Origin of the sequence: Bremerella sp. TYQ1, assembly GCF_020150455.1 — a bacterium.
Taxonomy (GTDB): Bacteria; Planctomycetota; Planctomycetia; order Pirellulales; family Pirellulaceae; genus Bremerella; species Bremerella volcania_A.
Genome location: NZ_CP083740.1, coordinates 287,733 through 302,119, shown reverse-complemented (window position 1 = coordinate 302,119; position 14,387 = coordinate 287,733). Strand labels below are relative to the sequence as shown.

Sequence of the window (14,387 nt, the reverse complement as noted above, 5' to 3'; positions counted from 1 at the left end):
GGAGCGGACCTAACGGTGTCCTTGGTACGTTGGCATTGCGTGCGTTCCCTTTCCACCACTTCGACCCGCTTCCTGGATTTGCTAGACTGACTTCTTTGGTACCTGCTGTTTCGTTCCTCGAAAGAAGTCTATTTCATGAGCCACGGCCGCCCCGGTTCCACGCCGCTTCCTGAGCCCTCGATCATCCCTACCGAAGGCTGGCATTGTAGTCATTTCTATTACGCGTTCGATCGAGCCATGCTGACGGGCTATTCGCCGGAAGAACTGTCGGCCGGGGCGAAGGAATTGATTGACATTTTGAATCCGGAAACGGAAGGCAATCCGCAACGGCTTCAGGTCTCAATCGTCAGTGGTCACAAAGCTGATTTTGCATTGATGCTGATGGATCCTGACCCGTTGGTGATCGATTCGGTCCACCAGCGTCTGTTGGCAAGCAGTCTGGGGCCAGCGATTCAGGCCACCTACTCATTCGTTTCGGTCACAGAGATTTCGGAATACGTTCCTTCCATCGAACAGTATGCCGAACGATTGATTCGCGAAGGGGAAGAGAAAGACTCTCCTTCCTACGAAGCAAAAGTGAACGCCTACGCAAAGCGTTTACCGATGATGAACAATCAGCGTCTGACGCCAGACTTCCCCCCCTACCCTGCGACATGCTTCTACCCGATGAACAAGAAGCGGGAAGTCGGCGAAAACTGGTTCTTGCTTCCGTTCTCGGCTCGCAACGCGCTGATGGCCGAACATGCCCAAAGCGGAATGCAGTTTGCCGGGAAAGTCTCGCAGTTGATCACCGTTAGCGTTGGCTTCGACGACTGGGAATGGGGCGTCACGCTGTGGGCTCGCAATCCGGAGTATCTGAAGGATATCGTCTACAAGATGCGTTTCGACGAAGCGAGTGCGCGATACGCGGAGTTTGGCCCGTTCTACACCAGTTACATCAGCACTGCCGAAGAGATGTTGAAGCACTGCCGCATTGGCAAATTGGATTAGGCAAGCCGCTCCCCCAAGACTCTGGTAATGCTATGACATCGAATCGCCCTCTCAAGATCGACGACGTTAAGAAGCCGGAATTGACCGAGGGGGCGCATCAGTTTGCCGATGCGGAACCAGAAGGAAAAGAAGCGGATGCCCAAGCACCTGTCGACTATCGCGGTGCTTACGAAACGGTGGGCAATCCGACTGGGGTGCTTTTGCTGTGCATGGCGATCATCGGCTTTGTCGCCAGTGCGCTGCCGGTCTCGCGAATTTACTGGACCGACGCAGGCTGGCTTGTCGGCTTCTTCGGTTGGCTGGTGTCGTGGATCATCTGCCTGCCGACTTTGGTGTTCGCAGCGAACGATTTGAAATCTATTCGACTAGGCCGTCTGACGAATCGCGGGCAATGGATGGTATCGCTCGCGTTCTGGCTTTCGCTACTGACGGTCGTCAACTCCATGGCCACCGTCTTCGTGATTTTATTCTTCGGCGCCGGGTGAGAACTCCGGCAATTCTAACATCGGATCGTTCAAATCCACAGCCGGTTTCGCCTTTTTGGAATCCGCAGCTTTGTTTTCGGCCGAATCCTTGTCGTCCTTTTCTTTTCGTGGAATCAGAAAGAGACGGACTTTCGTGCCTTCCTTGGGAATGTTCTCGGTAAATGCCTCGAACCAAAGATCGTTATTGGCGTCGGTACTGGGAACCGGCAAGTCCATCATTGACGACTTAAAGTTGCTCACGCAGATCAGTTCGCCCCCCTCCGCCGCATAGACCATCTTGCCTGGTAGCGTATCAGGATCGATGCCTTCTTCTTTGGCCTTCTGCACTGCTTCCAGAGTGACGTCTTTCCAAAAGTAACTGCCGGGGAAAACCCAGTCGTAGGTCATCACTTTTTTGTTCCGCGCGTCACGTACCCAATCTTGAGCTTTGCGCGTCTGAACTTTGCCGTTGTCATCTTTCCACTGAACTAAAACATCAATCGTTTCGCCAGAGGGTGGTTGGTACTCCGGGTCAAACTGAACCGGGTCACCATCTTTCGCGCCAATCGCAAGTAGTGCGGCATGCACTACGTAAGCGTCGGTGGCAACAGCAACGACCGACTCATGCTCCTTCGTGCCACGGAGACACGCGAACATTTCCAACGAGCCTTTTCTCAGGCAAATCTCGCCATCCATAATGACCATCTTCCGCTTGGAATCGATCCAAACCGGCATGTTGGGCATCAGTTTGCGAATAGCTCCTTTTCGTGCCGTTTCACTTTCCTCAGCGGTTTTATCTTCGGCCGGCTTACTTGGCTCTGCTTCTGCTGAATCCCCTTCGGCTGGCTGCTCTGCGGCCGGGTCGGCAGGCGATTCCTCTTGGGCCGACAGGGGCGATGTTAACATCCCGCAAGCGGCGAGCATTGCAAGAAGCATCCAGAAAACGGTGCGATCGTTACGGATAGTCGTAGCCATGGCAAAACTCGGCGGAAAAGGGGACCTAGGGGGGCGTCAAAGTTCCCCCACGTTGCTAAGATGGTCTATCTCGCGTGACAGTCATTTTTGAGTGACTCTCGCGAACAATCTCATTCTAACATACTCTCGCTTGATGGAAGCCATGGCCACGGATATCAGTACCCGCAGCAAGGACGAGCAAGCCACCATGCCAGCCGGAATCCCAGCTTGGGCCAAGCTCTCGAAAGGAGCGGCCTACGGAATCGAACTGAAAGATTGGGCCGCTTGGAAGGAATACCTTAGCAAGCGAGATTCCCGAGCGACGTTACAATCGCTCGTCTCTGGCAAGAAATCGGCTCCCCTGGCGTGGGCTCTTTTCGCTGACGAAACGCTCGATACGCGTACGTTGCCGCTTCTGGAAACGCTCGGAAGTATCGCCGCAGGTCGAACCATGCCAACTTCGCAAATAGTCAAGCAGTTGGAAGCCTGGCTCAGTGACTTGGAACGCCGCATCTCGGAACGAAACCTGGTGCTGGAAGTTCTTGCCGTCACGCACGCATTGCCCAACTTGGCCTCGGTGTGCAGTAGCGAATTATGGTGGCAATTGCTCGACAAGATCATGAGCCACGCCACCGACGCGGCCGCGACAAACTTCGAGAACAAGATCTTCGAGCAAGGGCTTGCCGGCGAATTGCCGCTAACTTTGGCATTCGTTTTCCCGGAACTGAAAGCATGCCAACAGTTGGCGAAGCCTGCCGTGGCGGTTCTGGATGAAGGGATGCAAGCGTTGACCGACGGCGAAGGCCTTCCTAAAGTCGACCAGCTATTGCACCTCCGTGCTTTATTGGCGTGCTGGACACGTTCGATCGTGATGACCAAGCATGTCGATGGCGTTCGGCTGTCGAAAGACGCAGTCACGCAGTATCAATGGATGGTTCGGCATGCGTTACGTTTTACCCGCTTGGACGGAACGCAAACGCTTTCGCACGGACTGTCCAGTGCGTATAACCGCCATCTGATGAAGACTGCGGTAACTGTCGGTAAGGATGAAGACGACGCGATCGTTGCTGAATTGGTTTTACCCAAGGGCGATCGCAAGACTTCCGATCTTCACTTGCCCTACCCCAGCTACGAATCGGCGTGGAGTCAGGTCGCCTACCTTCGCACGGACTGGCATCGCAACAGTCCTAGCCTCGCGATTCGGCACGACTTGGAACCATTGATCGTCGAACTGGAATCGCGTGGTGATATTGTTCTTAGCGGTACGTGGGATACGACGATCTTGATCGACGGCGAAGTAATCGCCCCGACCAACACGTGGGAACAAGTTGGCTGGCAGACCGATGACGACGGTGACTATGTCGAGCTGGAACAGGAATGGACCGGAGGCGTCAAGCTTCAACGGCTCTTCTTCCTCGGCCGCGAAGACAAATTCCTCTGGGCGATGGATACCGTCATTCTGGACAAGCCAGCCGATAAGATCCAATATCAGGCCCAGCCTCCCGTCGTTTCACACGCGAGTCTCGGGACGCCTGCGGAAACGAACGAAGTTTTCATCGAGCTTCCCAAGTCCAAAGTCACGCTACTTCCTGTCGGCATAAACGAATGGCAAAGCGATACGTCGCTCGGCAAGATTGGTGTCGTCGACGAGAAGCTTTCTCTTCAGCAAACCGGCAGCGGCCGTGGACTCGTAGCCCCGATGTTCTTCGACTTGTCCAAAAAGGGACAAGGCAAGCCGCTCACATGGCGTCAGCTGACGGTTGCCGAAAAACTCGTGATTCAGGCTCGCGATCAAGCGGTTGCCTATCGCGTGCAAACAGGAACCGGACATTGGGCGTTCTATCGCTCGTTGACGGAAAAAGCCAGTCGGACGTTCCTGGGGGTGAATCTGATCTCAGAAACGCTCGTGGCTCGATTTGACGAGAACGGCGATATCGAGAAACTATTGGAAGTCGAAGCTTCGTAACGCCTGTGAACCTGCCCCATGCAAACGCGACTGCGTGAAAACTTGGACCGTGTCCGAATGGTCATCGCGGACGCGGCGAAAGCCTCAGGCCGAACGCCTGACGATGTTTTGCTGATCGGTGTCACCAAGTACGTGGACATCGAAACCACCCAGGCCCTGTTCGACTTAGGGTGTCACGATCTAGGCGAAAGCCGTCCACAACAGTTGTGGAACAAAGCGGAAGCGATGTCCCATGTTTCGCCTGCGTGGCACATGATCGGCCACTTGCAGCGAAACAAGACGAAGCGGACGGTCCCCTTGCTTTCCGTGCTGCACTCAGGGGATAGCTTGCGTTTGTTGAAAGCCGCCAACGATGATTGGACCGCCGATGCTCCATTACGAACGTTGATTGAAGTCAACATTTCTGGCGATTCTGCCAAGCATGGATTTCCACCAGACGAGATCGAACCAGCCCTGCGACAAATTGCCGCGTTGAGCAATTTGCGGATCGTTGGTTTGATGGGAATGGCATCGTTGGATGGTGGCCGTGATCAGGCCCAGAAAGACTTCGCTTCCCTTCGACAGTTACGGGACCAACTGCAAAGCAATTGCCCCGACAACATCTCGCTGGGCGAACTTTCTATGGGAATGAGCCACGACTTCGATCTGGCGATCCGCGAAGGAGCCACGATGGTTCGTGTCGGATCGACGCTCTTCGAGGGTGTCGACGGTGGACGTTAATATCGTCCCCCATGCCGAAGGATGTCTCATCGATTTGAAGGCTCAGCCAGGTGCCCGAAAAAATGAATTTCGTGGCATCCAGCATGGCGCATTGAAGGTCTGCGTAACCGAAGTTGCTGAAAAAGGGAAAGCCAACAAGGCCATCCTGACCTTTCTGCGCAAAGCCTGGGGCGTGAAGAACGCCCAGTTAGAGATCATTTCCGGTGCGACCGCCTCGCAGAAAAAGCTGCTAGTACGAGACCATTCCCCGCAAAAGATGTTGCAGGTTTTGAGAGCCTGCGGTGTCTTAGATTAAGATAAATGGACAATCCGTCCATTTTGCCTTGCGGCTAAAATTGCGGTGAAATACGATCTGGTTAGTATGCTAAATTTTTCGAAACGGATGGCGAATAACTGCGGTAAGCCAACGAGTCGAAACTAACACTTTTCACAAAACAGCGCGGAATTCTCATGAAACGGCGGGTCGGGAAAGTCATCGGACTGTTCGTCGTCACCCTTTTTGCACTCGCGGTGATGTACGTCAGCGGGGGCCGCAACGATTTTGGGGCCGAGGTCAAACCAATCGATTCCGAGGAGTCGATCGCTGACACGCTTGCCCCGGTGACCGTTCAACCGCTGACGCGACAGCGGATTGAAATCATCGATAGCTATGCTGGCACGATCGAACCGCTCGAGCGATTCTCGCTTGCCTTTCAATTGGCCGGGCGAATTGAATCGCTTGGTACCAATGAATCGGGGCGACCTTTGGACATCGGCGATAGGGTCAAAGCGGGACAGGTACTCGCGCAACTCGATACGCGGATCTTGATAGCTCGGCGCGAAGAAGCGAACGCCAATCTTGAGAACGCCCAGACAGAATACCAACGACTGGTCAATCTACGTGAACGAAGTGCTGGAGCCGTAACCCAGACGGCGTTTCAAACGGCAACGCAAACCTTGGCAGTGGCGAAGGCCATGAAAGATATCGCCGAAAAGAACCTGGAAGATGCCCAGCTGATTTCCCCCGTCGATGGCGTCATCTCCGCCCGAATGGTTAACGCTGGTGAATCGATCAATCTTCATCAGCCTGCTTTTGAGTTGGTCCAAGTCGACAAAGTTTTGCTTACCGTTGGCGTTCCGGAATCGCGGATTATCGCCATCCAGAAACAGTTTAACGAGACGCGTCGAACCGCCCAGCCCAACACTGCTGCCGGCAAGCCCGATCCGACGTCTGACTTTAAAGTTTACGTACGTCGTTTCGACACTTCGTCCAATTTGGAATCCGATACCATCCTGCAAGGAACCGTTTATCAAATCGCGGAAACGGTTAGCAACCGCAATGGCTTGTTCGAGGTCGAAGTGCTGCTCGACAATTCGCAGCGACTTCTCAAACCAGGGGTCGTTGGCAAAGCAGACTTCGTAATTCGTGAAATCGACGGTTTTCAAATCCCTGTCGAAAGCGTCGTATTCAACGACCGCGTTGCGAGTATCTTCTTTGCCCAGATGGCCCCAGATCAAGCGACGTCGACGGTCGACTTTGCCGGCATGGATGTCGCGGAAGTCCCAAACTATGTGGCCCACCGCATCGAGATCCCAAGCTATATCGAGCAGGGGCGCAATTTTGTGCTCGCCGACCTTCCGAAGAACCATGAGCTGCTGATTGTTCAAGGACAACATCGGCTCGTTGAAGGTCGACCTCTGGAGATTATGAGCGGGATGGATACTACGTCGACCGAGGCTTCCCAATTGTCGGAGATTCCTCCGATGGCGGAAGTTTCGCGCCTCGATACTGATCGTACCGGCAACTAGGCGAAGGACGACGCACATGAAATTAAGCGCTGGCGCGATCGAACAACCTCGCTTTGTGATTGTTTGCACCATCATTGTGTTGGTGGCCGTCGTGATGGTGGCTATCAACATTCCTGTGCAGCGTACTCCAGCTATCTCGAAAGCGGTCGTTCTGGTGGCCGTCCCCTACCCTGGCGCCCAGCCGGTGGAAGTGGAAGAGCAGATCACCAGCAAGATTGAAGACGCGCTGCAAAAGCTGAAGAACGTCGACTTCATTGCGTCGACGAGCATGCGTGGATCGAGTATCACGCAGATTATCTTTCTCGATGGAGTCGACCCCGATCAAGCTCGTGGCGAAGTGAAGGATCTCGTCGACGAGATCAGACGAGATTTGCCGGTTGCCCGAGAAGTTCAACCATCGGTCACCGATATCGACTTCGAGAACACACCGCTAATGCTGGTCAACATGACCGCACCGAAAGGGTTCGACGAAGCAGCGCTCAAGACACTTGCGGAAGAAGTCCAGGAAGAACTGGAAACAATTCCCGGGATCGCCAACACTCAGCTGTTTGGCGGCCGCGAGCGTGAATTGCACGTCAACATTAATGTCGATCTTGCCGCAGAGTACGGGCTAACGCTGGGAGATTTCCGAAGAGCTCTAGCCGACTTTCATGCTGAGATGCCCGCAGGCGAGCTTGATACCGGTACGTTCGACTTTCGTGTCCGCAATGAAACCCAGTTCCGCGGTGTCGATGATATTCGCAACGCGATTATCAGCACCGTCGACGGCAAAATCATCAAGATCGGCGATGTCGCGACGATCGAAGACACCTACCGGCGATTGAAGAACGTGGCACTTCTGAACGGTGAATCGTGCGCCACGATTATCGTCAACAAAGAAGCCGACATCAATACGCTTGCCGCGGCGATCTCGGTGAAAGAGAAAATTGCCGAACTTCGCCCGCAGTACCCGAACATCAGCTTTCGAGTCACTCGTGATACGTCCGCGGAAATTTCAATTATGTTCCGTGTGTTGGGGTCTAGCTTTGTGTTCGGCGCGATGCTGGTGCTGGTGATCCTTGCGTGGACGATGGGTCTGCGAATTTCCTTTTTGGTTTTGACCGCCATCCCGCTCAGTTCGGCGGTGGGTTTGATCGCGCTGTATGCGCTGGGTATCCCGGTCTCGAACATGGTGATCTTCGCATTCATCCTTGTGCTGGGGATGGTTGTCGACGGAGCGATCATTGTTGCGGAGAATATTCACCGTCACATCGAACGAGGTGAAGACCCTGTCGACGCCGCAAAAATAGGTATCGAAGAAGTCGGAACTCCGGTCATTATGGCCGACCTGACGACGGTCGCGGCGTTCCTGCCGATGCTGTTGGTGCCTGGCATCATGGGCGACTTCATGCGGGTTATGCCCGAGGTGGTGAGCGTCTCGCTGTTAGGTAGTGTGCTGGTCGACCACTTCTTCATCCCCGTCGTTGCCGCTCGTTGGTATGGACGCCGCAAGGCAAACGAAGTTGTCCCAGACAAGACAGTCCACGAAGCGATTGCCAGGGACGAAGACGAAGCGGAAATTCGCATTCGTCCGAATCTTGGTTTTTTCACGAAGACCTATATCTACATTCTCCGATGGGCTTTGCAAACTCGCTGGGCCGTGGCCACATGCACGGTACTTGCTCTCGTCTGGGCAGGTTTCATGATGGTGCATGTCGACAAGGAGTTCTTCCCGCCGAGCGATCGTGGACAGTTTGAAGTGAAATATGAGCTTCCGCTGGGAAGCAGCATTCATCAGACGATTGCCGCCGCGGAAGCGATTCAACAACCGCTTCGTGAACTGGGTGAACGTCCCGATAGCGAGCTGGTGAACTTCGTTTCCGCGCTGGGATCGTCCGAAGGTTTGGCGAGTCGCTTAGAGAATGATCCGGCCGTGGGCCCAGAGTTCGGCACGATCATGGTCGAACTTCTTTCGCCACTCGATCGCCAGCGGCACGAACGCGAGATCCTGGCAGAACTCCGGGAAAAGTTTGATCAGACTATCAAGCAGTTTCCGGGCATGACTTACACGATTAAGGAAGTCGAGGAAGGCCCACCTGGCGGCGCGAAAGTGGCAGTACGATTCACGGGAGACGACCTGGAACAACTCGGCCGCGTTGCGGAGGCTACCACAGATGGCATGCAGCAAATGCCGGAGGCTGTCGACGTGAAGTCGGACTATCGCAACTTGAACCCAGAGATTGTTGTCGAGCCTTACCCAGAAGTTGTCGGTCTGTATGGCATGTCGGAAATGCAAATTGCCCAGGCCATTCAAACGGCAATTAATGGTGACACGACCATCGAACTGAACCTCGGCGATGAAGATGTCACACTCCGCCTGCAAGCGATGAGTGACTACCGTGCGTCCAAAGAACAACTGGAACGCATCATGCTGACAAGCCCTAGCGGAAAGAAGGCGACGATCGGCCAATTGGCGAATCTTGATCGATCGACCAGCCTGTTTGCTGTGAATCGCTACGACCGCAAGCGAGCTGTCACGGCCAAGTGCGACGTCGTCGATAATCCTGATACCGATAAGATCTTTGCCAGACTTCGTGAAGACATTCTACCTTCCCTTGGTTTCCGTCCAGCGAACGAGACGGCCGTCAGCTTTATGGACATGGCGTTCATTGGCACCGTCGGAACGCCTTCGGAGGGACTGCGAGCCGAGTTCACTGGCGAAAGCGAAGAAACGGCGAAGAACATGAATTATCTGACCGCGTCGATGATGATCGCGGTGATCTTAATCTTCGCGATTTTGGTTTATCAATTCGCCAGTTTTCGCCAGGCCTGCATTGTGATGCTGACGGTCCCACTGAGTTTCGTGGGGGTCGTCGCGGGAATGTTTATCAGCGACTTTCCATTCAGTCTGGCGACGTTTATTGGTCTGGTGAGCTTGACCGGCATCGTGGTAAACGACGCCATCGTGGTGGTCGATTTCATCAACCAAGGTCGCAAGCGAGGTCTCAAAGTCCGCGACGCGATCGTCGAGGCGGGTATTAACCGGCTGCGGCCTGTGATGCTGACGACGGCAACGACCATCGGTGGGTTGTTGCCGCTGTTTTTGAACCTCAGCGGCGGTGCAGAGTTTTGGCAACCGCTGACTGGCGCCGTGATTTTCGGCTTGGCGTTTGCGACCATCCTGACGCTTTTGGTCATTCCGGTCGCATACAGCCTGGCTTACTTTAACGCGGATCGAAAAGCGGCAGCTTAGTTGCTGGCTTCCTGGACCGTTTCCTCACTAGGAATTTCGATCGGGGTGTCGGGGATTTCAATATTGATATCCTCGACTTGATCCGAAGTACCGAGCATGACTTCGTCGACGGCCTTTTTCAGTTCCGCGGCAAGATCAATCTCGAAGTTTTGGTCGGCGACGCCTTTTTCATCCGCCATTTGCTGAGCGGCTGTGATGAACTCGCGGAGTTCGTCGTCGGAAACGTTGTCGCGGAATTGCAAGTTGCCGTCAGCCTCTTCATCGGCGATTCGCCCATCGAGCAAAGACTTCAGTTCATCTTCGTTAATCTTTTTGTCGAACGCACCTTGGGCGATACGCTGCAACTGCTTTTTCGCATTGGCTTTTTCTTCGTCGCTGAGCCCAGATGGTTCGATGTATTTGGCACGAGCAATTTCGACAGGAATCGCCGTGAACGCTGGGGACTCAACAATCTTTTCGCCCACTTGTCCAAGTTGTTCCAGTGAAATGTCGCCATCGCGGTAACCTTGTGCGACTCGAGAAACTTGCTCTTTCATGCCCTTCTTTTGCTCTTCGGGCAGGTCCGTTTCATCGATCACCGAATTCAGTTGCGTTTCGGCAAAGTTGGCGGCCATGACGCTCATGTTGACGTAGACATAGTAGCCGACCCCGCAGGCGATACCGGCCAACACCAGACATACGACCAAGCAGCCGATGATTGCCGTGGTACATCCACCACCCGATTTTTTGGGTTCTTCGACACTAAACTGATCATTGGACATCGGTGCAAATTCCTTCTACATAAGATTCATTTCCGGCAGCAAGCCACTTCCATCGGTCGCAAGCATGGCAACGGGGTTGATTATCGCCGATTCTGAGGGTCGGGCAATAACGGCATTTCGTTGTCCACGGCAAAAGCTTGTCCGAATTTTCGCACGAATGGCGAACTATAGTGCCCCAATCCTGCTCGCCGTGCCAAAAAAATGGCCTTCCCCAATGGGAAGGCCATTCATTGAAATCGTTTGCAAATCGCCGAGCGGCAAAGAGCTAGTCGTTCAGATTGTATTCGATCTTCAAGACTTCCAGCTCGTACGAACCCTTAGGCGCTTCGATCTCGACCACATCGCCGACCTTCTTACCGATCAGCTGCTGGGCCATCGGGCTGTCGACGAGAATCTTGTTGTTCATGAAGTCTTCTTCGCCAGCACCGACAAGTGAGTAGACTTCTTCCTCGTCCAAGTCGACGTCACGCACTGTAACGGTGGCGAAGAAACCGACTTTAGAGGTGTCGATGGACGAAGGATCAACGATGAACGCTTTGCCGAGCTTCGACTTGATAAGGTTGATCTTCGCTTGAATCATCCCCTGAGTTTCACGTGAACCGTGATACTCAGCGTTCTCCTTCAGGTCCCCTTCGGCACGAGCGTTGGCCACCTTTTCTGTGATGGCAGGCATTTCGACATCTTCAAGATGCTGCAACTCGGCCTTTAATTTGTCGTACCCTTTGCGGGACATGGGCATTCGATCGGCCATGCTCGACATGTCAGGAACTCCTCAACGAAAAAAAAACGCGACCTGGGACAGGCCGCATGTCGTACTAGTTTGATTTGTTACTTTTATTGTTATTGAAAGATGAGGGGTTTGTAAAGCCAACTTCCTTAGGCAGCTAGCGGTTTCCCCAAAACGGTCGCGTTAACCCAATTCAGGAAAGTAAAGAAACGCTCCGCACGACGAACAAAACACCGGTTTACCGAGCTTTAGATCGCTAATTGTCTGAATTCGCAGCTGCACATTGCACTGGGTGCAATAGTTGTTGACCACCGAAGCCAACGCATCTTCTCCTTTGACTTTAACGACGCGTTTGTAGTCAGCACGGACATCAGGAGGAATATCTTTTTCGACCCCTTCCAGCAATTCCAAGACACGTGCGATCTCGGTTTCCAGTTCCCCACGCTGTTGCTCGACTTCCGCTTCAATTTTGGCTTGGTCGGCTTGAGCCGTTTCGACAGCTTTGACCGACTCAGCATGCTTGAGTTCCAGCTGATCGACTTTTTCTAATGCCTCGAGAATCTCGTCGGACATGACACTATTGGCCATCTGCGCCGCAGCGATCTGCTCCTTGAAAATCTGAAATTCGTCGTTTGTCTTAGCAGCATTCAGCTTCGCTTCGATCGCCTCGATCTTATTCTCGCTTTCCCGCAATTGAAGTTGCTTGCGGTCAGCCGTCATTTTAGTGCTTTGGATCGACTCTTTGACCTCGGCGACAACCTGCTCGGCAGCCGTAACCCGATTTCGAGCAGCGCTAACTCGAATCGGACATCGAGCCAGACGACTCCGGAGGTCGCTCAGCTGGCGATGGATTCGGTGAAGTTCCTGCAGAACTTCGCTGTACGGTCGGTCAGACATAAGTTTTCCACTAGGGAGCAAAATGGAGAAAGGATTCGAATAATGTAGCAGTCACGTTGGTTCTAGCACACGCCACCCATCTATTTTACCCCTTTCGACCAACAAAAAAGCCTGAGCCTTTTGACAAGGCCCAGGCTTTCCAGGTTCACTCATTCCACAATTTATTGGCCTAAGCAGCGTCGGCCGTGTGCAGGAATCCGGCCAACTGTTGGCTGCGGACGGGATGTTGCAGCTTACGAACCGCTTTGGCTTCGATTTGGCGGACACGTTCACGAGTCACTTTGAAGATCCGACCAACCTCTTCCAAGGTGTAGGTATACCCATCTTGGAGGCCATAACGCAGCTTGATGATTTCACGTTCGCGGTAGGTCAGAGTCTTCAGCAATCCGCCGATCTTGTCTCGCAATATTTCGTTGGATGCCTTGCGAATGGGCGTTTCTTCGTGCCCATCCTCGATGAACTCGCCAAACGAGCTGTCTTCGCTTTCACCGATCGGTCGATCCAGGCTCACAGGATGACGGCCGATGTCCATCACGCGACGCACTTCCTCAACAGGAACTTCGCTGCGACGCGAGATTTCTTCCATGGTCGGCTCGCGGCGAAGCTCTTGCAGCAAACGCTTCTGGACGTTGCGGAGCTTCGACAAGACGTCGATCATGTGCACAGGGATACGAATGGTTCGGGCTTGATCTGCGATAGCTCGCGTGATTGCCTGGCGAATCCACCATGTGGCATAGGTCGAGAACTTAAAGCCTCGGCGATATTCGTATTTGTCAACCGCTCGCATCAGGCCGGTGTTCCCTTCCTGGATCAAGTCCAGAAAGCTCAAACCACGGTTGCGGTACTTCTTCGCAATCGAAACGACCAAACGCAGGTTACCGCTGGACAGTTGGCGTTTGACGCCTTCGTATTGATCGAACTGCTTGCGAAACTTATCGCAACGCGTTCGCAGGCTGCGCGGGCTTTCCAGCGTCAGCAGCATCAAATCGCGAAGCTCTTTACGCAGGTTGGCTCGTTCGTCCTTGGCAGCAGGAATATCACGAATCAGTGCCAGGCGAGCACGAATTTCTTCCATGCGATCGGCGAAGTCTTCCAGTTGGCTCATGACCGGAATCACACGGCGAGTTCGCAGCGACAGTTCTTCGACCAACTGAAGACACTTTTGGCGGCGACGAATAAATCGCTTGCGAGCGGCGATTCGTTCTTCGCGAGGCGTGCTCTTGCGTAGCAGACGTTGGAAGTCACGACGATTTTCTTCGAGCATGACTCGAAGCGTCTTCAGGTTGTGCGGCATGCGACCTTGGATTTGTTCCTTGGTCAGGTTTTCGGTCAACGACACTTTGATCGTACGATCGAACGGCAGTTCACCGCGGTGAACTTTTTCGAGAATCTCGACCGTGTGTCGCAAAGCGAAATCGCAGCCGAGTACCAAGCGGCGGAATTGCTTGCGGGTGATTTCAATCTTTTTGGCGAGGGCGATTTCTTCAGCCCGCGAAAGGAGCGGAATCGATGCCATCTGCGACAAGTACATGCGGATCGGATCATCGCTGCTTTTGGTGATTTCTTCCGTGGCAAACGTTTCCGAACCACCTTCTTCGTCCAAAGCTTCGGCAAATTCGCGAGCCGATGGAGCTTTGGTCGTTGGGGCATCGTCGAAATCGTCTTCCGGCGGGTCGGTGACCAATTCGATGCCACGGTTTTCGAGTTCGGTCAGTAGCGAGTCGAGCTTTTCGCTGCCACTGGCCTCGTCGGGGAGATAGTTGTTGACTTCATCGTAAGTCAACCAACCTTGCGACTTGCCTTTTTCCAGAAGTACGGTCAGTTCTTGATCGGCAAATTCCATAGTGAAGACCTCCTTGCCTTCCCATAAAATTCCTTTGGTCATTTT

General features: G+C 53.7%; 12 protein-coding genes. 7 read left to right on the top strand and 5 right to left on the bottom strand.

Annotated elements, in window-relative coordinates; translation table 11 throughout:
- Nucleotides 1-135: 135 nt before the first annotated feature.
- Entirely contained in the window at nt 136-990 is an 855-nt protein-coding gene (hemQ, locus tag LA756_RS01140) for a hydrogen peroxide-dependent heme synthase (RefSeq protein WP_224438049.1), read from the top strand.
- A gap of 32 nt (nt 991-1,022) precedes the next feature.
- Nucleotides 1,023-1,475, top strand: coding sequence for a hypothetical protein (locus tag LA756_RS01135; protein ID WP_224438048.1), 453 nt, complete (start codon nt 1,023-1,025; stop codon nt 1,473-1,475).
- On the opposite strand, the gene LA756_RS01130 is transcribed toward LA756_RS01135, so the two are convergent.
- Entirely contained in the window at nt 1,455-2,429 is a 975-nt protein-coding gene (locus LA756_RS01130) for a YdjY domain-containing protein (protein WP_224438047.1), read from the bottom strand. The genes LA756_RS01135 and LA756_RS01130 overlap by 21 nt on opposite strands.
- Nucleotides 2,430-2,571: 142 nt before the next feature.
- Between LA756_RS01130 and LA756_RS01125 the strand changes: the two genes are divergently transcribed.
- The 5 genes from LA756_RS01125 (at nt 2,572) to LA756_RS01105 (ending at nt 10,114) form a co-directional block, all read left to right on the top strand.
- Nucleotides 2,572-4,374 carry a hypothetical protein gene (locus LA756_RS01125; RefSeq protein WP_224438046.1) on the top strand — a complete coding sequence of 601 codons (1,803 nt, stop codon included), beginning with the start codon at nt 2,572-2,574 and terminating at the stop codon, nt 4,372-4,374.
- Nucleotides 4,375-4,392: 18 nt separating this feature from the next.
- Nucleotides 4,393-5,094 (top strand): YggS family pyridoxal phosphate-dependent enzyme, encoded by a 702-nt coding sequence (locus tag LA756_RS01120; protein WP_224438045.1) that lies wholly within the window; start codon nt 4,393-4,395, stop codon nt 5,092-5,094.
- A 34-nt stretch (nt 5,095-5,128) separates the two neighbouring features.
- A complete protein-coding gene (locus LA756_RS01115) occupies nt 5,129-5,389 on the top strand; it encodes a DUF167 domain-containing protein (protein WP_261362072.1) in 261 nt (86 codons plus the stop codon).
- A gap of 155 nt (nt 5,390-5,544) precedes the next feature.
- Nucleotides 5,545-6,882 (top strand): efflux RND transporter periplasmic adaptor subunit, encoded by a 1,338-nt coding sequence (locus tag LA756_RS01110; protein WP_224438043.1) that lies wholly within the window; start codon nt 5,545-5,547, stop codon nt 6,880-6,882.
- A 16-nt stretch (nt 6,883-6,898) separates the two neighbouring features.
- Nucleotides 6,899-10,114: an efflux RND transporter permease subunit gene (locus LA756_RS01105; RefSeq protein WP_224438042.1), complete on the top strand. Its 3,216-nt coding sequence runs from the start codon at nt 6,899-6,901 to the stop codon at nt 10,112-10,114.
- On the opposite strand, the gene LA756_RS01100 is transcribed toward LA756_RS01105, so the two are convergent.
- From LA756_RS01100 to LA756_RS01085, 4 genes are all read right to left on the bottom strand, one after another.
- Nucleotides 10,111-10,875: a hypothetical protein gene (locus tag LA756_RS01100; RefSeq protein ID WP_224438041.1), complete on the bottom strand. Its 765-nt coding sequence runs from the start codon at nt 10,873-10,875 to the stop codon at nt 10,111-10,113. The genes LA756_RS01105 and LA756_RS01100 overlap by 4 nt on opposite strands.
- A 265-nt stretch (nt 10,876-11,140) precedes the next feature.
- Nucleotides 11,141-11,626, bottom strand: a complete 486-nt coding sequence (gene greA, locus LA756_RS01095) for a transcription elongation factor GreA (protein ID WP_315858369.1) — start codon at nt 11,624-11,626, stop codon at nt 11,141-11,143.
- Between the two features lie 159 nt (nt 11,627-11,785).
- A complete protein-coding gene (locus LA756_RS01090; protein ID WP_224438039.1) occupies nt 11,786-12,499 on the bottom strand; it encodes a zinc ribbon domain-containing protein in 714 nt (237 codons plus the stop codon).
- 169 nt (nt 12,500-12,668) lie between these two features.
- Entirely contained in the window at nt 12,669-14,342 is a 1,674-nt protein-coding gene (locus tag LA756_RS01085) for a sigma-70 family RNA polymerase sigma factor (protein WP_224438038.1), read from the bottom strand.
- Nucleotides 14,343-14,387 lie beyond the last annotated feature (45 nt).